A 21,239-nucleotide genomic window follows, 5' to 3' on the forward strand; every position below is an offset into this window, starting at 1 on the left:
ATTAATAGAAGATGGTATCCTAGCCGTTGGAAAAGTGTGGTTTTTTTGTTTTTACAATTTTTCAGCTCAAATTAACTGTCTCACAATGACTGTTTTCAACATGAAAGAAATTTTATAACCTATTTGTTCGTCCTGTGATAATCTTGATGCATGTTGATGTTTATTTCTTCTTTTTGAATATTGGATTTTGAGGCATCTTTAACTTGACCATTTTTAGGCTTTATTTGATTAATATTTCAAGTAGTAATTTTTCACCCCCGATAAAATTCTTTTACTTTTAATCTGAAAATAAACCTTGACCAAAAAATCTGTATGGATACCAGCAAAAGGATTCCCTTAAAAGTTTTACAAACCACATTCACCCAAGTATTAAAAAAGCATGGGTTTGATCAGGAAAAGGCAGAAATTTGTTCCCGCCTTTTTGCCATGGCAAGTTTGGATGGGGTGGCTTCACATGGATTAAATCGTTTTCCTGCTTTTCTGGAGCAAGTAGCAAGGGGAAAGGTAAATCCGGACAAAGCACCAATAAAAGAATTTTCTTTGCCTATTATGGAACGGTGGAATGGTCAGTTGGGGGCTGGAATGTACAATGCGTCTTTGGCCATGGATAGAGCAATCGCCATGGCCTCAAACAACGGTATGGGTTGTGTGGCTTTAAACAATACCAACCACTGGATGCGTGCAGGAAACTATGGATGGCAGTCAGCTGAAGCAGGATGCATTGGTATTTGCTTTACCAATACCATTCCCAATATGCCAGCTTGGGGAGGCAAAGAACCCAAATTAGGCAATAATCCTTTGGTGATTGCCTTGCCTTATCGGGACAAGGCTGTGATTCTGGATACTGCTATGACGCAATACTCTTATGGGAAAATGGCTATTTTCAAAAAAGCCAATCAAGAATTACCCTACGATGCAGGTTTTGATTCGGAAGGGAAAATAACCAAAGACCCTTTGCAGGTCATTGCAGAGGAATTGGCTTTGCCTATAGGTTTATGGAAAGGGGCTGGCTTATCAATGATGCTGGACCTTATGGCGTCTGGTCTTTCTGATGGGCAGTCTACTTATGAGATAGGTGGACAAAAAGAGGAATATGGGATCTCCCAATTCTTTCTGTGCCTACATCCCGAAACTTTGGGGATTCCAAAAGAAAAGCTTGACAACAAAATTGGAAATGCCTTAGCAGATTTAAAAAGTTCAAAAGTTTTCGAAGGCATGGAAATAAACTACCCAGGAGAACAATCATTTTTAAGGAGGGAGGAAAATCTTAAACTTGGTGTACCAGTGGATGCCGATATTTGGAAATCAGTCAAGCAAATGATTGAATAATATTGCTCTTGTTAGATTAAAGCCTTTTTTTCTTTATTAATCATGGCCTAAAGTAATGAAGGATAACATAAACTAAACCTACGATTTTGCCGAGATTGTGGTAGAAATAAGCTTCCTTACCGCCAAAATCGTAGGTTTTTATGCTATGTTTGGTTAGGTTTTCCAATTCCAAGGCCAAGCAGCTTTGTATTTCCCTTCAAATCAATGGGGAAATTAATTTAAACTACTCTCAAATTTATACGTTCCTGAACCCAATTTTACAGCTTGTTTACCTTTATAAAAGTTTCCCTTTTGAATGCCTTCATGTTGGTCTAAACGTTTGTTATCAAGCAAAACGTCTAATTCATCTTTGGCTGGAATAAAAACAGTAGCTTTCGTATTCACAGGAATGCTAACTTCCAAAAGAAGTTTTCCACTTTCTTTTTTCCAGGAGCTGCTTATTTTCCCATGGATAGATTCATGGCTTGCTGAGACATAATTGATGTCATTTTTGGGTATATCTGGAGCAATAACAAATGTCTTGTATGCGGCTTCCTCTGATTTGATTCCAGCCATGTTGTGAAACATCCACTCAAATACGGAACCGAAGGCATAATGACTAAAGGAATTCATTCCATTGTTTAAGCTGGCTAATTTTTCTGGATCGTCTTTCACATAACTGTCCCATCTCTCCCAGATAGTTGTGGCCCCATTTTTAATCTCAAAACCCCAAGAAGGATACTCTTCATTAAGAAGTAGCTGGTAGGCGATGTCACTGTGGCCTGTTGCTGATAATGCAGGTAAAAGTTGCTTTGCACCCAAAAAGCCAGTAGCCAGTTTTCCGTCATTATCTTTGATCAGTTGGGCCAAATGAGCTCCTGCAACCATTTTTTGCTCTTCATCTAGGAAGTCAAGATAAATGGCATTAGCATAAGCTGTTTGCGTGTTGCCTGAAAAACCCATTTGTCCATCCACATATCCCTTTCCATCTCCATAGGCTGCCACATTGGTAACAAGCCTTACTGTTTCCTTATCTAAGTAATGATCCGAAAAGGCAGTTCTAATTTTTTTCGATAAATCATGGTAGTGCATTGCCCTTTCTGATTTGCCAATGGCGGTTGCCATTTCTGCCATCAATTGGGCTGCATAACCATAGTAAATGGTTGCGAGCATGTCTGGGGGTGTTTTTTTACCTACAGAAAGCCAGTCACCATATCCTCCCTTAGGGCTGAGGTCCGCAAATGATCCCTCTGGATAAAAGAAAGCTCCTTTGCTTTTTTGATGATGAAAAGCCATGAATTTTTCCATGCTTTCCCAGCCTTTTTCCAAAATGCGGGTGTCTCCATAGGCCCTGTATTGCTCATAAGGATTAATAATTCCCGCTTCCATCCAAGCTGGAGCATAAGTGTCGGTACTTCTTACTCCGGGAGCCGGAGCATAGTCTGGATAAGCCCCATAGTCCCATTGGGCATCATGCAAATCCTGAATCCATTTAGTAAAAAAGGCGGAGACGTCCATGTTAATTGCTGCTGTGCCAGCATAGGTTTGAGCATCTCCTGTCCATCCCATCCTTTCATCCCTTTGAGGGCAATCAGTTGGGATGTCAACAAAGTTTGCTCTTTGGGTCCAAATAATGTTTTTGTACAGCTGATTGACCATAGGGTGATCCGTTTCAAAATGACCTACTCTTGGGGTATTTGAGCCCAAAACTAGGCCTGTAATGTTTTCTTTAGTAGGCTTCCCGGGAAACCCTGTAACTTCTACATATTGGAAACCATGATAAGTAAAAGAAGGCGTCCATTCTTCCCCATCAGGATCACCTTTCAAAATGTAGGTGTCCGTGGCTCTAGCCATACGAAGGTTTTCATCCATAAGCCTTCCATCAGGATGCAGCATCTCTCCAAATTTCAGCACTACTTTGTCACCTGCTTTTCCTTTTACTTTCAACTTTACCAATCCGGCAAAGTTCTGACCCATATTAAAAATATATTTGCCTTCTTCCTGCTCATGAATTTCTATTGGCCTTATAGTCTCAGTCATTTGAACTGGTTGTGCAGGGTAAAGCTCCAAATTACGATTGCCGGCATTAATGATTTCGGCTTGTTCCCAGTTTTTATCATCAAAATTTGTACTGCTCCAATTTTCGGGCACCTTTCTGGCATCAAAAGTTTCGCCATGCAGTATGTCGGATTCCAGAAGCCCTCCTGAGCTAACCTTCCACTCCTCATTGGTGGCGAAGGTGCTTGTTTCACCATTTGCATAGGTAACTTCCAGTTGCGCTCTCAAAGCTGGGGTGTCTCCATAAAAGCCCCTTACTACAGGGTTACCTATCAATAAAGCATAACCTATATAGCCACTGTACCAACCTGAAGATAGAGAGGCCTGTAAAACCTGTTCTCCTTTGTCTAGTTGATCTGTGACATCATATACATGGTAATACAGTCTTTTATTATAATCCGTCCAGCCAGGAGCAAGAAAGTCTTTACCTACTTTTTCCCCATTGATTTTGTATTCATATAATCCTAAAGAAGTGATGTACAACCGGGCTTTTGAAACTTTTTCTTTAAGGTTTATTTGATTTCTGAAGATAGGAGAGGCTGGGAGGAAAAGTTCTTTGTTTTTAAAGGGGATCGGCTGAGTAGTGGAGGAAAAATCTTTTCCTATCCATTTACTGTTCCAATCGGATTTCTCCAATAGTCCCATTTCCCAAGATGCGGACTTGCTCCATTCACCTTCTTGGTCCTTTTTGTCCCAACTCTTAACTTTCCAATAGCACTTCTGACGTGAAAGCAAGGGTTTTCCTTTGTAAACAACCTGGGAAGTTTCGGAACCCTTCACTTTATCAGAGTCCCATAAATCGGCTTTCCCTGGTTCTAGAAGTTCAATTTTGCTTGCGACTAAGATACGGTAGGCTATTTGGTGTTGATCTCTTACCTGCGAAGTTAAAATCCAGCTTAATCGGGGTTCTTTTTCATCAATAAAAGGGTTTTCTAGGTATTCACAGCGCAGGTATTCAGGCTTTAGATCAGAAACGGCCAATGCATCAATACAAAGCATTAAGGCAAAGCTTGCTAAAAAAGTTAATATTTTCATGGGCTTTTTGTTAGATTGGATCCAAATATAAAGGAATGTATTCCTTAAGGCGTCCTGCACTGTACTGTTCGGTATGGCATGCTACCTGCTAAGGGCAGGTTTATGAGTATTACTTATTTTCCGGAACGGGTTCAATTCTATAGACATTATTGGACTCTATAAAGTCTATAGCGATACTCAAGGGCCGAAAAATAAATCTCTTTTTGGTTTTATGACCAGCTGTCCTTAGCATAATTTCTTTTAGTGTTTTCAAAACCCGAATGGTATGATTGCCCTTATTGATCATGATGCATTCTGCCAGAGAAGCTTGCCCTGCATCTGTGATTTCAGAACGGGTTGGCATTCCTGACTTTTGGAGATTTTCCAATACCTGCGTTGCCCAAACAACTGGTACATGTGCTGCCTCACAGATCCATGAGATTTGATCTTGTATTTCTCCCATTCGACCGAAACCGATTTCTACAGCGAGATCACCCCTTGCTATCATGATTCCAAATGGAGGGTTTTTCATTGCTTCAAACAATAGTGCCGGTAAATTTTTAACAGATTCAGGCGTTTCTATTTTTAGAATGATTGCGGGAGGATGTTTTAGTGCCAATTTTTTGAGTTCATTGGACAATCTGGTAATGTCTCCAGGAGTCTTTACAAATGAGTAGCCCAGTAAATCAGCGTGTTGGCAAATAAATGGCAGGCAGGCTTTGTCGTACTCAGTCAGGGATGGGATGTTTAATTCAGTATCAGGGAAATTGATCCCTTTTTCTGATTTGATTTTCCCTTTTTTGGAGGCAACGCGGATTAACTTAACAGCAGCTTTACCAGGTTCCACCTTGGTCACGATGCCACTAAATTCTCCATCATCTATAAAAACCCGGTGATTTTCCTCCAGCGTTGAAATTATTCCTTTTTCATTGGGACTAATCACTACATCTTCTTCGGAAAATCCTTCATTTGTTTCGGCTAGCCATATAAGGTCACCTTCTTCCACCTTTACCTTTCCCTCTTCTTTACCCTTAGCCAATAGACATGTTCTAATTTTAGGTCCAGCCAGATCAAAATATATCTTACAAGACAAGCCGGTCTTTTCCTCGGCAAGTCTGACTTGTTTGATCATGTCCATCCAAACCTGTTCATTGTCATGGGCACAATTGATACGTGCCACTTGCATGCCATTGAGCAATAGCCTTTCTACTAGTTCAGGATTGTCTGCGAAATCGGAGGCAAATGTGACCATCACTACAGGCATATTGGCTTGTGCTGGTTTACCGAAAAGGAATTTGCTGTTTTGCTCGAGTTTTTTCCTGCTAAACTTGTAAGTACATGGATTGAGAGCAGATTCCGGGTATACATGACCCAAACGTTCCCTTATCGTCTGAAGCTGTCTGTGAAGGTGATTCTCCGAATTAGAAAGAGCAGAAAACCCATAGTAATGGAGGCATTCCTGCAAAGATTTTCTGTCTTTACTTCTAAAGTACAAGTATTGAATCAAATTGATTGCAGAAACAATTTGTGATTCAGGAAGAGGATTTAAATAGACCTCAAATTCGCGGGTAGCCTTAAGTAAGGATTCTTCCAGCTGAGCCAATTCATCAGCAAGTTGTAGAATGGTAGTTTTCATTGGTTTAGAATATTCTGGGATATACCTAAATACTAAATAAAGATTGCTTAGTTGGTATTGTTAATTTTATGCAATTAACTAAATCTAGTATTAAAAACAAGCATCAATCTTATACTTCAGGTTTAACCCGGATTATGTTATAAGATTCGTAATAGCCTGTCCCGTGTTTACGGGAAGTGTTGCAATCGCGAGACAATCAGACTGTTTTCAATTTTAGCATAGCACCGCTATGGTGAAATTGAAAACAGCAATGAAGTGGCTGATTTTAAAGCGATTTCAGCATGTAATAGAATGTCTATTGCATATTTTGGGTTTAAGTATTCTGCCAGTCTTCCCAGCCCCCTGCATAGTTGGATACGTTTTCAAAACCATTGGCTTTTAATATGGAAAAGGCTATGGCGGATCGGCTACCAGATTTGCAATGCACAATTACTGGGCGATCCTTGCTGACTTGATCCAAGTTTTGCTTGAGTTTTCCAACAAATATATTCTCAGCTCCTTTAATATGGTCTGTTTTAAATTCTGAAGCACCCCTAACGTCTAAAATCTGAGCATTGTGCTGTTTTATTTTTTCTTGAACTTCCCTCTTACCTATAGGGCTGGAAGTCCTTAATTTAATGTCTTTGTTATTTTTCAATTCCTCAGGACTAATATATCCATAGACCTCATCGAGTCCAATTCTCATCAGCTTCCTTGAAATGTCCTCTAATTCATCGGCTTCAGCAATCAAAGTAAAAGGAAGGTCATAATCCATAAACCATCCCATCCAGGTAGGGAAAGTATTGTTGTTTTCGATGTTAATACTTCCCTCTAAAAACCCTTTCGCATAAGCCTGGGGAGACCTTGTATCTATTACGGGCATCCCTGCAGGAAGAGCATTAAACTCACTTTTTTGCAAGTGCTTTATCTCAGGGACGGTGGGGAGAAGCTTGCGCTCAATTTTGTTGAGTTGCTTCATCTTAGCAAAATACCGGGGAGGCTCGGGTTGGTCTTCCAGTAAAGTACTTGTGAAAGTCTTCTCGTCCTCTAAAAGCTGGAATGCCCAGTTTCTGATCTTTTCATAGCCAACTGTGCTTGACGGAACGGCTCCCAATGCTTTTCCACAAGCAGAGCCTGCTCCATGTCCTGGCCAGATTTGTATGAAATCTTGAATTTTTTGAAATTGCTTAAGAGATTCAAACAACTGTGCAGCTCCTATTTCCTGACTACCTTTGATCCCCGCTGCCTGCTCTAATAAGTCTGGTCTCCCAACATCTCCAACGAACACAAAATCCCCAGTAAAAACCATAACGGGAGCAGAAGTAGCTGCCTTATCTGTAAGGAGGAAACTGATGCTTTCAGGAGTATGGCCCGGAGTATGTAAAACCTCAAAATCTAAGTTTCCAAGGGATATATGGTCACCATGAATGATTTTTGTATGTGGAAATTCGTATTGCCAGTCCTCACCTCCCATATTTGAGAGGTACAATTCTGCTCCAGTTAGGGTTGCCAATTCCCGTGAGCCAGACAAAAAATCAGCATGAATATGGGTTTCAAAGATTTTCGTGATGGTGAAATCGTTTTCTTCAGCAATCTTCAAATAGGTGTCTACATCTCTTTTTGGATCAATCACTGCAGCAATACCTCCTGCTTGGCAACCTATTACATAACTTGCTTGTGCCAAACTCTTATCGTATACACGTTCGAAAAACATAATAAATATAATTTTGTTGACGATTTAATTTAATAATAAATTGTAGGCTAAGGCCATAAAGTATTTGGTAAATGACCAAAGTTTTCTTATCAAAGAGTAAAGTCATCTAAACAATTTTAATGCCTTTATTCTTATTCAATGTAGGTTAATTTTACAGTTTTAACAGTGACATTTAACACTTAAGCATTAATTAAATTTTCTGTAGAGGTTTATTTTTAGCCTTCTGACTACTTCATTCTATTAGATAGTGAAAATAGTTCATGCCCCGCATTTTTATCAATTTCCGTATTTGGAAAATTGTGCCATGCTATAGTCTCCTTTACATTGAACCCATTGGTACCTAAAGGAATCTATTTAGGGATAATGAATACCTCTTCCTGATCTAGTGTAAACGGAAAATTCGTCTTAGAATAAGTGAAGTCAGCTATTTTTTTTCTGCTAAATAGAAAAGATATTCTGGTTTTAAAGGGTGAAATTCCCTCTTCTTACTAGTTGATTTTTGTCATGTTTTTATTTTTTTTCAATTGCTTTCCCATTTGGCGAACTTACAGGCTGCATTTTTTGGTTATAAACTTGCAGATGACATAATTTATTCAATCTAAATAAAGGCTGAAATCCTTATTTTTTCGAGAAAATTATGTTAAAATTGCGCATTGAAATCAAAGATGCAGATTAGTCTTTAAAATCGAATCCCTATGACTGCAGCCGGACTTAATAACAATACGATATACGAAATTGACAGCATTGCCAACTCAAACTTGTTGGTTAGAATGATGGAAATGGGGGTTTTACCTGGTAAAAAAATCAGTTTGTTGAAAAAAGCACCTTTCAACGGGCCTATGGCTTTTATCATTGACGGAAATGTACTTGCCTTAAGGATAGAGGAGGCTAATCTGATTCATTTGAAAGCAGGATAGCGAATGGAAATAGCAGAAAAATTGCGCACACGGAGAATTGCCATTATTGGTAATCCAAATGTGGGGAAGTCAAGTATATTTAACCAGCTCACAGGTTTAAATCAAAAAATCGGGAATTACCCTGGAATGACTGTTGATAAAATGGTCGGTTATTTCCACAAAGGTGAGCAGCATTTTGAACTGATAGATTTGCCAGGGACGTACAGTCTACTGCCAAAATCTGAAGATGAAGTTATTGCCCATAAAGTCCTCAATGGTCAGGGAGAAGAAAAGCCAGATGCTGCCCTAGTAATATTGGACGCCTGTAATTTGGAACGTAGTCTATTACTTGGCACACAGGTAATGGATTTAGGTATTCCAATAGCTTTCGTGATCAACATGAAAGATCTGGCTGAAAAAAGGGGTTTAAATATTAAAACTTTTGCTCTTTACCAGGAATTAGGTGTTCCATTGGTAATGACTGATGCCAGAAATAACCATGGATTAGATGCAGTAAAGGAATTATTTATTGAAAATAAATTTGTCATTGGCAAACCTTTTCATGAATTAGAATTTCCTGAATTGCTTAGTGAGGTTCAAGAGAAATTTGGTTATGAGCAGCCTTATCAAGCATTTCAACAATTAATATTTGCCTCCTTTGACCCTACCTTGTCTGAGGAAAAGCACTTGTGGTTGGAAGAGCGATCCAAAGCTTTTGATTTTGATCCAATTGATCAACAGACTAAGGAAACTACAGGCAGGTATAAAAAAATTAAAGATTTACTGAGCAAATCGGTACTTTCTGGATCAAATGAGCCTAGAGAGTTTCATGGGAAATTGGATGCCATTTTCTTGCATCCAGTTTGGGGTTATTTGACCTTCTTTGGGATCATGTTACTTATTTTCCAAGCAATATTTGCCTGGGCAGAAACGCCAATGGATCTTATTGATAGCACTTTTGCTTCCATAAGCAGTTGGGTAGTGGAGACACTTCCTCCCGGCGTTTTTACGGACTTATTATCAGAAGGGATAATTACAGGAATTGGAGGAGTGGTGATTTTCATTCCTCAAATAGCGCTGTTGTTTGGGTTTCTGGCCTTTCTGGAAGATACGGGCTATTTTTCTAGAGTAGTGTTTCTAATGGATCGCATAATGCGTCCTTTTGGCTTGCACGGAAAAAGTGTAGTGCCTTTGATTTCAGGTATGGCTTGTGCGATACCTGGTATAATGGCCAGTAGAAACATCAATAACAGTAAAGAACGATTAATAACCATTCTGGTAACGCCTTGGATGAGTTGTTCTGCACGTTTGCCGGTATACATTATTTTGATAGGTTTGACTGTTCCTGATGAAGCCTGGATGGGAATTAACCTTCAGGCAATAGCCTTATTGGTCATGTATTTGTTTGGAACTGTTTTTACCTTATTGGGAGCTTTGGCGCTTAAGTTTATCTTAAAAACGAAGGAGAAAAGCTTTTTAATGACAGATCTGCCAATTTACAGAATGCCCCGATTGCAAACTGTGCTATTGACCATGTTTAATAAGTCGAAAATATTTGTTTTAGAGGCAGGGAAGGTGATTTTAGCTATATCTATAGTATTATGGGTGTTGGCTAGTTATGGGCCATCAGGCAGAATGGAAGCGGTGGAGGCTGAGAAGACAGCCCTGTTGGAGAATGCCTCCGAAAGTGAAAAAGAGGAAATAATGCATGTTTATGCATCAAAGGAGCTGGAAGCTTCTTATATAGGAATTTTAGGCAAATCCATAGAACCAGCGATACGTCCTTTAGGTTATGACTGGAAAATTGGGATTGCTTTGCTTACTTCTTTTGCAGCCAGGGAGGTTTTTGTGGCCACTGTGGCTACAATTTATAGTATCGGAGAAGAAGTAGAAGATGAACTTACGATCAGACAAAAGCTTGAAAAACAGGTACACGCTGATACTGGGGAAAAAGTGTTTAACAGAGCTACTGGATTCTCGTTGATGGTGTTTTATGCCTTGGCCATGCAATGTATGAGTACAGTTGCAGTGGTGTACAGGGAAACAAAGAGTTGGAAATGGCCTATATTGCAGACTCTTTTCATGACAATTATCGCCTATTTGGGGGCTTTGGCAACTTATCAAATTTTCTCCTAGTTATGTGGCAGGAAGCATTGGTTTTTGGATTGTTTGTAGTCGTTATTGGAGGCTGGGTTTATCGTACTTGGTTTCATAAAGGAGCTAAACCACAGTCTGGTTGTGGATGTGACAAGTGTGGTTAAATTTTAATCTTTTACCTTATACTTTATCCATTTTAAATTGCTTTTTTAAAAAAATAATAAGCCAGAATTAAAATAAAAACAGTTACAAAAACATGGAGCTTGAATAAATTCCATGACCTTGTAACTGTTTTTGTATCCCACATCTTGGGATTTGTTCGGGTTTAAGCAGCCTATAAATCAGTTCCAACCACCTCCTAGGTTTCTGTACAATTCAATATTGGCGATCAGCATTTGCATCTTCACATCAACCATGTACAGCTCACTTTCCAGTGCATTGCTTTGGGCTGTGATTACCTCCAGATAGGTGGCATAGCCACTGCTAAACAATAAATAAGACTCTTTTACTGCTTTTCTAGCATTAATCAATCGTTTTTCTGCCAAGCCATATTCCTCTTCCAATTTTTGAATGGTGACCATCCCGTTGGAAATGTCGGCTACAGCCTGTATTACTTTTTCTCGGAAAGCAAGTTCGGCGATGTCTCTTTCAGCTAGGGCTATTCTGTACCTTGTTTTTAGCTTTCTGTTTTGAAAAATAGGCTGGGTAAGGGATCCAACAAATACTCCAAAAACGGATCCCGGATTCAATACATTTGATAGGTCTATGGCATCATACCCAAGTTGGGCATTTAAGGACAAGGAAGGGTAGCGCATGGCTTGTGAAACCCCTACCTGTGCATTGGCTTCAACCAGGGCAAACTCTGCAGCATTCACGTCCGGACGGTTCTTTATTAGCTCAAGGGGAACTCCTACTGAGATCTCGCTCAGAAGTCGGGTATCACCCAAACCTCTTTGCACATCAATTTTTTCCTTGGGGTATTCTCCCAATAGTTCATTCAAATTGTTTTTTTGAATTTCAATTTGCCGCTCTATTTGGGGTACCAATGATGCGGAAATTAATTTCTGGGTTTCGGTTTGTGTGATGGCCAATGAAGAAACTTCACCAGCCCTATACTGTAGTTTTACAATACTAAGTGTAGAATCATTAAGTCTTAAATTGTATTCGGCGACTTGCTGTTGTTCTTTCAACATTAGCAGTTTGTAATAAGAGGTAGCAATCTCAGCGACTATGTCCGTCTTAATTGCCTTTGTAAAGGCTTCTCTTTGTTGAAGTTGTGACTGATTGGCTTCCTTAATACGCCTTAGCTTTCCCCATAAGTCGATCTCCCAACTTGACTGTATGGCTGCCATGTTATTTGCCCTGGTCACATACCATTGTTTAGGGGTGTCTTTACCTTCATAATACTTGGTGCTTTCCCTGGTGGAGGAATTTTGGGAGTAACGGTCGTCTCTTTTTTCAAGGAATGCTGTAAGCTGAGGGAAAAAGTTTGCTTTTGATTGCTTCAATGATTCATTGGCAATTTCACTTTCCTTTTTCACCTGCTTTAAATAAAGGTTATTGTTCAAGCCTTCATCGATCAAACTCAGCAATGTAGTGTCTTCGAAGAAGTCCTTCCATGAGATTTTCCCTATGTTCAAAGTGTCGCTATGAAGACTGTCCGTTTGGCTTGTAGGAAGTGCTTTAAATGCATCCGGTAGATTTAGGTTTGGTTGCACATAATTCTCTCCTGATTTACATCCCCAAAGGTTCAAAATAACCATTACAATGATCAAATGAGCGAATAGGTAGGTCTGTTTTATTTTATGATTGAATGTCATATTTTCAAATTTTAGGCTTCTACAGGAATGTTTTTACCTGGGTTTTTTCTGGTCTTTTCATGAAGATGTTGAAAAACCATATAAAGGGTAGGGATGATGAAAATCCCAAGAATTACACCGAAAAGCATTCCTCCTGCAGCACCAATACTAACAGATTTATTACCTTGAGCAGAAGCACCCATCGTTCGCATCAAGGGAATCAACCCGGCAATAAAGGCAAAAGAAGTCATGATTATAGGTCTAATTCGCAGTCGAGAAGCTTCCACAGCTGCATTGAATATGCTCATGCCTTGTTTTCTCTTTTGTGCAGCAAATTCAACAATCAAAATCGCATTTTTTGCCAGTAAGCCTATAAGCATGATAATACTGACCTGCACATATATATTGTTGTCAATTCCTGCAAGATTGATGGCGACAAATACACCTAATAAACCACATGGGATTGACAGTAAAACGGCAAATGGAAGTAAATAACTTTCATATTGGGCTGCCAAAAGGAAGAAAACAAATACAATACTTAGAATGAAAATGATGGCTGTTTGAAAACCTGATTCTTTCTCTTCCAAGCTCATCCCTGTCCATTCATAACTATAATTGGTTGGCAGTTCAGCTGCAATTTCCTCAATTGCATTTAATGCATCTCCAGTACTGTAACCATCCGCAGGTGTAGCATTGACAGTAATTGAATTAAATAAATTGTAACGATTCACTATTTCTGGACCATTCACTTCTTCGAGTGTGACCATGGTATTGACAGGCACCATTTCTCCAAGGTTATTTCTCACAAAAATGGCATCCATGGATTTTTTCTCCGTACGATAAGGAATATCTGCTTGAACAAAAATCCTATATTGGCGACCAAATCGATTAAAATCTCCAGATTGAAGTCTTCCAAAATAGGCTTGTACAGATCTCATCATATTTTGCACACTCACACCCATGTTCTTGGCCTTTACATAATCAATGTTCATTTGGTATTGAGGGAAATTTGCATTGAAGGTGGTGAAGGCCTTTTCGATTTCCGGTCTTTCATTTACAGCAGCAATAAATTCATCTGCTACTAAGTTGAAATCGGTAAAACTTTCTCCTACCCGGTCTTGAATAATCATTTCAAGACCTGAAAATTCCCCAAATCCTTGAACTGTCGGTCTAGCAAAAACATTGATTTCTGCTTCTGGAATATGAGACAGTTTGTTTTTTAATTCAGAGATTAACGCATTGATTTCCTGAGTTTCACCACGTTTGTCTATAGGTTTAAGGTTTATGTATCCCATTCCAAAAGAAGGGCTAGGGGCATTTTCCATTACATTAAAACCTGAAATACTATTGACACTTCTCACCGAAGGGTGGTTTCTAAGAATAGAATCCACCTGATGCATTGGCCCGGAAGTTCTATGCAAAGAAGACCCTGGAGGCATGGTCAGGGAGTAAGTTAGGAAACTGTCGTCTTCTGCAGGGATAAATGCACTGGGTGTACTCCTGAACATCAAAACGGTTAGCACTAAAAGCACGACCAAAGCACTAAGTGGGATCCATTTTTTATGTAAAAGGTAGGTGACTGACCCAACATATTTATTTGTAAAGGCATCAAATCCTGATTCAAAAGCCGTAAAAATCCTGTGCTTTATGCGGGAAAATTTACTTGCAGATTCATCTTCGTAAACCTTTGCAGGCTTTAACAATAATGCACATAAAACAGGACTTAAAGTCAAGGCATTTAAAGCTGAAATAAGGATTGCGAAAATCAAGGTGTAGGCAAATTGTCGATAAAATAACCCAACAGGGCCTTCCATAAAGCCTACAGGCACAAATACTGCAGCCATTACGATGGTAATTGATATAATGGCAGTGGAAATTTCTTTCATTGCTGCTACCGTTGCCTTTTTTGCAGGCATTTTCCCATGGGTCATTTTGTGGTGCACTGCCTCCACTACAACTATGGCATCATCTACTACGATACCTATGGCCAGTACCAAGGCAAACATGGTGAGTACATTGATAGAAAAACCCAGCAGTTGTAAAAAGAAAAAGGTACCTATCAATGAAACAGGAATTGCTATTGCTGGAATAATGGTTGATCTTAAGTCTTGTAAAAAGATAAATACGACGATAAACACCAGAATACAGGCCTCAATAATGGTATGTACAACCTGATCAATGGATTCATCGATTTGGTTTCTTACTGAATAGGATATTTCATAAGTAATTCCTTCAGGGAAATTTTTAGAGATTTTCTCCATTACCTCCCGTATCTTCTGATCTATTTCTTTGGCATTGGAGTCACTTGTCTGGGTGATATTAATGGTGGCAGCGGGCTTTCCATTTACGGTATTGTCACTACCCAAATTAGAAGCACCTAGCTCTACCCTGGCAATATCTCTTAGGTATAGAATGGATCCATCTTTGTTGGATTTAATGACAATGTTTTCGTATTCTTCAGGCGTACTAAATCGGCCTTTGTGCTTGATAATGGTTTCAAAAATCTCTTCTGAAGTTTCACCAAATCTACCAGGAGCTGCTTCAAAGTTTTGGTCATTGATTTGATTGGTTATGTCTTGGGGCACAAGACCATAAAGTGCCAGTTTCTCTGGGTTTAGCCATACCCTCATGGCATAAGTTCTCCTTCCGACAAAAGAGGCTTGGGCAACACCTTCTACTCTTAATAATTCCCGTTTTACATTTATCCTGGAATAAGCCTGTATAAAGGTCTCATCATAAGGGGTGTCTTCACTTTCGGCAACAATGTTGATTGTCATAATATTGCCACTAAGCCGTTTTACTACGGAGATCCCTTCTTGAATTACCTCGGGAGGTAGTTCACCGATCTCTCGGGAGATACTGTTTTGAACATTGACTGCGGCGATGTCCGGATCAGTCCCTGGCTTAAAAAATATATTGATGCTTCCTCTTCCCGAGTTCGTGGCCTTGGAGCGAATGTAGGTCATGTTTTCTACCCCATTGATGGCTTCTTCCAAAGGTAACAATACAGATTTAGCGACCGTTTCGGCATTTCCACCAGGATAGCTAACACCTACGTTTACACTAGGCGGTGCAATATCAGGAAATCGAGTTACAGGGAGTCGCATCAAACTGATCAGCCCAGCAATCACTATTAAAATCGAAATAACTGAGGCCAAAACAGGCCTGTCTATTATTTTCTTAATCATATAAATAAAAGTTGGTTGTTGTAGTTTTAAAGAATCAGCGTTTTTAAGGAAGCTGTTTTTGTTGGTAGGCTTCCACTTTCATCCCATCTTTAATTTTATTCACTCCCGATTGAATGATTGTTTCTCCCTCGGAAATGTTGTCCGCTTTCAAAATATAATTTTGACCTGCTTTGCCGGAGATATTTACCTCTTTCCTTCTCACCGTACTGTCTGGCATAAGGGTGAAAACAAAAGTTTTGTCTTGAACCTTTGTTATTGATTCTTGTGGAACCATTAATACATTTGGATGGATTTGTTCTAAAATGATTTTACCTGTATTCCCACTTCTAAGAAGTTTGTCAGGGTTATTAAATTTAGCCCTTAAGGTGATGGCTCCGGTATTTCGGTCTATTTGACCAGCATCCGCATCAATTATCCCTTCCTCCGAGTGGATAGTCCCATCTGCTAGTATTAATTTCACATTTGGATTTAACCTTCGGGCTGTTGAGTCTTCTTTCATCTTTTTATAAAAAAGGTAGTTGGACTCACTCATCGCGAAATAAACATAGACCTCACTGATGTCTGATAAGGTGGTTATTGGTTCATCATCACCTTTCGATAATAAATTCCCTACACGCATGGGAATCAGTCCTATGTATCCACTTACAGGAGCTTTTATTCTTGTGAATTGCATATCGATCTCACTAGTAGCTTTCAAAGCCTGTGCTTGAGCAAGTGAAGCCTTGGCCACACCGAAATTCGATTGGGCAGTTTTCATTTGTACCTCGGAAATCACTTCATGGTCAATAAGCGGTTGTAGCCTTTCCATTTCGATTTTGGCATTCTCTAGTTTCGCCTTTTCTACCTCTACTGCTGCTTGTGCATTTTTGAGTCGCTCTACATAAGGTTGGGAATTGATACTAAATAATAGCTGTCCTTTTTCAACAAAATCCCCCTCATCCACATGGATTTGATCCAATAATCCCTCAACTTGTGGACGAATCTCAACGTTAACCTTGCCCTCAATTGCGCCTAGGTATTCGAATGTAGTGATTGCGGAATCTTTCTTTACGGTAGTCACCGGCAATGAAAGTGTTTCTACTTTCACTTGTTCTCCCTTGCTGTCACAAGAATAGTTTGCCAAAGAAAGTGCTATTATTCCCGTTGTCAACAAAATATTTTCGCTGAAAATTAATTTTATTAGTCTCATTATTTATATAAAATTTTAATATTCTTCTGGCCGTATAGGTTGATAGTCGACCGTTTGAATGTTTTCTTCAGTGAATTATTCAAAAAGTATTCCAATAAAATTGGTGATGAATGGATTAAACCTTATTTGACTGGTTATCTAGAGGCTTAATTGTAATTTAATAAAGAAAAAATAGCCTTAAATTATGTTTAAAGGCAGTTTTATTCAGATCACATAGGCTTATTCTAAGAAATAATTTTATTAAAAAAATATTTATAGAGATCGATTTTTAAGCGGATAGTAAAGGGGGGGGCAAGGTCAAGAAAGAAAATTTTGACCTATCAAATATTGAAGTACACTAAAAAATAAATAGGGATTGTGGCTTTTTACCTCCTTAACATAAGTTGGTATATCTGTGGAAATATAGGATTATAGCTAAGATAATTGATTTTGAAATGGATCCAAGGTTATCGTAAAGTTCAAAATAGGATCAATTAGGAAGAGCAATACCTTTTTGGTAAGCAAAATTTGTAGAATTTGAAAAAAGATTTTCTAAATCATCCAATTAAAAAGTGTCAGCCTGAAATGTATAAGATCCATAATGCAAAAAAGCCTGCTCTGAATACCAGATTGATTCAGGCAGGCTCTATTTTGTTTTGTAAGGCTATTATTTTTAGCTTATTAACTATAACGGTCCATGAAGGAAATTAACTAACATTTATTTCCTAACCACCTTCACATCTTTAAACATGTATGGATTGTCACTTACTCTCAGACTTTTCCCACTTTTAGTAGTAACATCTTTGAGGATGACTTTTTTGGTTTTAACGTAAGGATATTTCTCCTGATAAGAGTCGTCAATATTTTTAGAATTGAAATTAGTGAAAATAGCTGGCCCTTGATAGTTTTCTGGATGGTTAGAATCATCTATTTGCAAATTTTCAATTGTAATTTTCTCCGGCATATAGCTGGTATAACCAAAATCATGTTGGCCTGAATAAGACCCGCTGATAAGTGCAGCATTGGATTCTTTACCTCCGTTAGGGATGAAGATACAATTGCGGATAATTAATTCCCCCTGCCATGTGCTACCATAATCGGAGCGAAGGTTGACAAGGCTTCTTCCCCGAAGCGTGGAATTTTCCAATAGTAAGGTTCCACTACCGATGGCATTGATACCCATGTGACCTAGGGTGGAGTTACGAATAGTGGCATTAGCTACCCCTTTGTGGGCATCAAACCTTGAAAAGGTACAAGAATCGAAAAGTAAATTTTTGCAGTAGTTTGAGCCCATTATACCCCAATAAGTTCGGTCATCGATATCGTTTGTCTGACTGCAATTGATGAAAGAGACATTAAGTGAATTTCCAACTAAAATGTCGTAAGTCCCCATAGAGACAGGTTTTCCTGCTGAACCTGTGGTATGGTAGGTTTTGTGTCCGGTAAGTACGGTGTTTTTTACAGTAACGTAGGAACAATTTCTGATGGTTAGGAATCCCCCATAGGGTGCACCGTGCTCTCCTTCTTTTGTTACTTCATGTCTAAGGCCATCAACGATGACATTAGAACGCATTATAGCTATATTTCGACTATAATAGTTGTATTTGGATTCATCTTGATTCGCAATAGTTACAAAACGGCCACCTTTGATGTTTAGCGTCTTATCATCTATTGGTAGTGCAGTGATTTCTGTGATTTCATCAAAGTCCCAAATGATAGGCGCATCCATGTCAACTTTACCGTTTTTATCGACAACAAAAATATCAGTTTGCGAAGATCCGTTGTCCTGATTAAGACCATAGCGTATATAGTGTTTTACATTGGCATTGGTCACAGTAACAAGTGAAGCAGTAGGTAGAGAGACATCGATTTTTTTCTGCCCTCTTTTCAAGGAAGTAATTCCTTCAAGCTTAAAAGATTCTAAGTTGGAATTGACAATAAAAATAGAGGCCTTGAGATTTTCTACATTAGTATCGTCAATAATGAAAGTTGCTGTTCCGAAATCTGTGTCTGTTTGAATATAGGCAGTTCGTTCTTTTCCACTTATAAAGTATTTCGCATTGTTATCCGCTTTTACTTTAAGAGAATGCTGGTTAGCAAAAGCGTGGGCACCTGCGATAGCATTCATGTCATCGGTTTTCCCATCTCCCTTGGCACCAAAGTCACTGTACTTAACCAATCCATCTGATTTGAATTTAAGCACATCCTTAGGTGAAACATTCACATGCAATTCACCATTTGACTTGGCCTGTACTTGTGTTAAATTCTTATCAGATGTTATTACTACATTTCCATGTGGTTTTTTGGTTTGCCCATGTGATACAAAAACACAGGTGAATACAAAAAACAAGAGGAGCACATTTTTCATCATGGGGTTATTTTTAGGAGGTTCAGTTGAATTAATATTTAATACGTTTGATAGTAAATCAAAAGACAAACTGGTGATTTTTATGCATAAATGCAAAAAACATTATACAAGGGTAAAGCAATAATTCAAGGCCGTTGAAAGTGTTTTTAAATTTTATTGTCTGTATTCTTAAATCCCTCCATTCTAAATTTCAAGTCTATATGAATTAAAACCTTTTGTCTCGCCTGAGCCATGAACTGACCTTATATTTAATATTGCAAAGACTCTATAATCATTTTCTTAGAGTGTTTTACTAAAAGACGGAGTTGTTTTATTGGCTAAGCTTCTTTAATTACGCTTTGCTTGCATCACCTCCTTTTAGAATGGGTGAGATTGCAATGGAATTGGGAATATTATCCTGCATAAGCCTTTCTAATCTCATTAAACCATCACTCTCAGTAAGCTTTACCCTGCAATTGAATCCAGCAAAAGCATTCCTTTGAAAGCTTAATTTTTATTAACGGTAGTTTTTGATTTCCATTAGATGTTCAGTTGCTTTTTCAATTTGTTTCCCGCCTGCCATATCAATAAGCCATTTCACCTTTTTATCAGATGCATTTTTTGGTTTCATATGAATAAAAATCCAGATAGCAGCCAATGTGAATAGGAGCGTAATTACAAGCTGAATGACTAGCCAAACCATTGGAATATTGGAGGAAAAATCTATAAAACCAAGCTGAAATAGTGTGTAAAAGGGTAGTTGCAGGTACCAGAAACGCATGTCTCGAACCAGGTTGAATTTCAACTCCATCAATTCTTGCTGTATGGCAATAACAGGCCCCGTAAAATCAATTTGGCTGGCCATAACCAGGTGTTTGATGTAATCAATAAATACTTTAATATTGATTAGGAAAATTACAGCAATTGCCACCAGGAAAAAATTGTTGGCAAAAGGAGAATACTTTATAGTATACGCTAATAGGCCTCCCAAAATAAATAGATAAAGCGAACCGAATACCAATCCCGTGATTTTTTCAGCCTTGAGGCCAAAAAGCGCTTTTTTAGACCTTTGACTTATTTGTTCTTTGAGAATTTCTGTGTTCAACTTCAAAATCTGTTCAATTTTGCTGTCTTGTGCTTTCCATAAATTGAGAATATTTTGCTCTTTCATTTTTAATATTGGTTTATTTTAAAAATTTTTCTTTTAATTTCTTTTTTAATCTACTTAGTTTAGTAGCCACATTAGATTCTGATATACCCATAATATTGGCGATCTCAGCATAACTTTTTTCATCCAGATAAAGCAACATTAAGGCCCTATCGAAATGTTTGAATTCGCTTATTAAGAGGTAGAGTTGCTGAATGTTTTCATTTTGAGTACTTTCTTTTGGAGCCGCTATTTGGATAAATTGATCTTCCATAGGAGAGTTTATTTGGGCTCGTACCTTTTCCTTTCTGTAATTCGATATGGCAACATTTAAAGCGATGCGATATAGCCATGTTGAGAATTTGAATTCTTGTTTATACTTTGGAAAAGCCTTCCAAACTTGGATAGAAATTTCTTGAATTAGGTCTTTAATTTCATCCTCATTGTTTCCATATGATCTGGCTACTTTGTAAAGGATGCCTTTATTTTGTTCAAGATATTTTAAGAATTCATCCGAAAGCTTGTTTTGAGAAAATGTCATTGGGATTACTTTTCTTAATGATTCGTTATTTTAAGAAAATAATCACAGGCATTAATAAAAAAATATAAAAATCACGTTTTATTCTAAATATCAGGATATCGCTAAAAGTGGGATTGGGCAATAAACCCAGTCGGAAATTTCCTGATTTCATGGCTAAACCCCATCTGAATAGGGTTTTAAAGTCATTTTAACCCGGATTATGTAATAGGATTTCTCCGCCCTGACAATGTCAGGGGTGAAGCCTGTCCCGTGTTTACGGGAAGTGTTGCAATCGCAAGACAATCAGACTGTTTGGAGATTTTACCATAGCACCGCTATGGTGAATTGAAATCAGCAACGAAGTGGCT

At 38.5% G+C, this 21,239-nt stretch carries 12 protein-coding genes; 3 read left to right on the forward strand and 9 right to left on the reverse strand.

All coding sequences use genetic code 11. From position 1 onward, the window contains the following. The first annotated feature begins 312 nt into the window (after positions 1-312). Positions 313-1,329, forward strand: a complete 1,017-nt coding sequence (yiaK, locus tag AC13EX_RS19415; protein WP_482893963.1) for a 3-dehydro-L-gulonate 2-dehydrogenase — start codon at positions 313-315, stop codon at positions 1,327-1,329. Between the two features lie 213 nt (positions 1,330-1,542). Here yiaK and AC13EX_RS19420 read toward each other — a convergent pair whose 3' ends face one another. From AC13EX_RS19420 to AC13EX_RS19430, 3 genes are all read right to left on the reverse strand, one after another. Further along, a complete protein-coding gene (locus AC13EX_RS19420; protein WP_482893964.1) occupies positions 1,543-4,401 on the reverse strand; it encodes a family 78 glycoside hydrolase catalytic domain in 2,859 nt (952 codons plus the stop codon). 109 nt (positions 4,402-4,510) lie between these two features. Further along, the gene (locus AC13EX_RS19425) at positions 4,511-6,016 is read right to left on the reverse strand and encodes a pyruvate kinase (protein WP_482893965.1); all 1,506 of its coding nucleotides are present in this window, start codon (positions 6,014-6,016) and stop codon (positions 4,511-4,513) included. A gap of 313 nt (positions 6,017-6,329) precedes the next feature. Then, entirely contained in the window at positions 6,330-7,709 is a 1,380-nt protein-coding gene (locus AC13EX_RS19430; protein WP_482893966.1) for an MBL fold metallo-hydrolase, read from the reverse strand. A gap of 695 nt (positions 7,710-8,404) precedes the next feature. Here AC13EX_RS19430 and AC13EX_RS19435 point away from each other — a divergent pair. Both AC13EX_RS19435 and feoB read left to right on the forward strand, forming a co-directional pair. Beyond that, positions 8,405-8,626, forward strand: coding sequence for a FeoA family protein (locus AC13EX_RS19435; RefSeq protein WP_048642799.1), 222 nt, complete (start codon positions 8,405-8,407; stop codon positions 8,624-8,626). Positions 8,627-8,629: 3 nt separating this feature from the next. After that, positions 8,630-10,741, forward strand: a complete 2,112-nt coding sequence (feoB, locus tag AC13EX_RS19440; RefSeq protein ID WP_482893967.1) for a ferrous iron transport protein B — start codon at positions 8,630-8,632, stop codon at positions 10,739-10,741. Between the two features lie 302 nt (positions 10,742-11,043). Here the strand turns inward: feoB and AC13EX_RS19445 are convergent, their stop codons facing one another. The 6 genes from AC13EX_RS19445 to AC13EX_RS19470 all read right to left on the reverse strand — a co-directional run bounded on the left by AC13EX_RS19445 (position 11,044) and on the right by AC13EX_RS19470 (position 20,892). Next, positions 11,044-12,522 (reverse strand): efflux transporter outer membrane subunit, encoded by a 1,479-nt coding sequence (locus AC13EX_RS19445; RefSeq protein ID WP_482893968.1) that lies wholly within the window; start codon positions 12,520-12,522, stop codon positions 11,044-11,046. A gap of 11 nt (positions 12,523-12,533) precedes the next feature. Continuing rightward, on the reverse strand, positions 12,534-15,689 hold the full coding sequence (locus tag AC13EX_RS19450; protein WP_482893969.1) for an efflux RND transporter permease subunit: 3,156 nt from the start codon (positions 15,687-15,689) through the stop codon (positions 12,534-12,536). A gap of 43 nt (positions 15,690-15,732) precedes the next feature. Next, positions 15,733-16,878, reverse strand: a complete 1,146-nt coding sequence (locus AC13EX_RS19455) for an efflux RND transporter periplasmic adaptor subunit (RefSeq protein ID WP_482893970.1) — start codon at positions 16,876-16,878, stop codon at positions 15,733-15,735. Positions 16,879-17,575: 697 nt separating this feature from the next. Continuing rightward, entirely contained in the window at positions 17,576-19,225 is a 1,650-nt protein-coding gene (locus AC13EX_RS19460; protein ID WP_482893975.1) for a hypothetical protein, read from the reverse strand. Positions 19,226-19,721: 496 nt separating this feature from the next. Beyond that, entirely contained in the window at positions 19,722-20,375 is a 654-nt protein-coding gene (locus AC13EX_RS19465) for a hypothetical protein (RefSeq protein WP_482893971.1), read from the reverse strand. A gap of 13 nt (positions 20,376-20,388) precedes the next feature. After that, positions 20,389-20,892, reverse strand: a complete 504-nt coding sequence (locus tag AC13EX_RS19470) for an RNA polymerase sigma factor (RefSeq protein WP_048642805.1) — start codon at positions 20,890-20,892, stop codon at positions 20,389-20,391. Positions 20,893-21,239 lie beyond the last annotated feature (347 nt).

The organism is Cyclobacterium sp. L-R, assembly GCF_056859355.1.

Bases quoted from the DNA above. Each gene is read 5' to 3' on its own strand.
- AC13EX_RS19455 (WP_482893970.1), bottom strand. From the start codon at position 16,878: ATGAGACTAATAAAATTAATTTTCAGCGAAAATATTTTGTTGACAACG.
- feoB (WP_482893967.1), top strand. From the start codon at position 8,630: ATGGAAATAGCAGAAAAATTGCGCACACGGAGAATTGCCATTATTGGT.
- AC13EX_RS19465 (WP_482893971.1), bottom strand. From the start codon at position 20,375: ATGAAAGAGCAAAATATTCTCAATTTATGGAAAGCACAAGACAGCAAA.
- AC13EX_RS19435 (WP_048642799.1), top strand. From the start codon at position 8,405: ATGACTGCAGCCGGACTTAATAACAATACGATATACGAAATTGACAGC.
- AC13EX_RS19420 (WP_482893964.1), bottom strand. From the start codon at position 4,401: ATGAAAATATTAACTTTTTTAGCAAGCTTTGCCTTAATGCTTTGTATT.
- yiaK (WP_482893963.1), top strand. From the start codon at position 313: ATGGATACCAGCAAAAGGATTCCCTTAAAAGTTTTACAAACCACATTC.
- AC13EX_RS19470 (WP_048642805.1), bottom strand. From the start codon at position 20,892: ATGACATTTTCTCAAAACAAGCTTTCGGATGAATTCTTAAAATATCTT.
- AC13EX_RS19450 (WP_482893969.1), bottom strand. From the start codon at position 15,689: ATGATTAAGAAAATAATAGACAGGCCTGTTTTGGCCTCAGTTATTTCG.
- AC13EX_RS19425 (WP_482893965.1), bottom strand. From the start codon at position 6,016: ATGAAAACTACCATTCTACAACTTGCTGATGAATTGGCTCAGCTGGAA.
- AC13EX_RS19445 (WP_482893968.1), bottom strand. From the start codon at position 12,522: ATGACATTCAATCATAAAATAAAACAGACCTACCTATTCGCTCATTTG.
- AC13EX_RS19430 (WP_482893966.1), bottom strand. From the start codon at position 7,709: ATGTTTTTCGAACGTGTATACGATAAGAGTTTGGCACAAGCAAGTTAT.
- AC13EX_RS19460 (WP_482893975.1), bottom strand. From the start codon at position 19,225: ATGAAAAATGTGCTCCTCTTGTTTTTTGTATTCACCTGTGTTTTTGTA.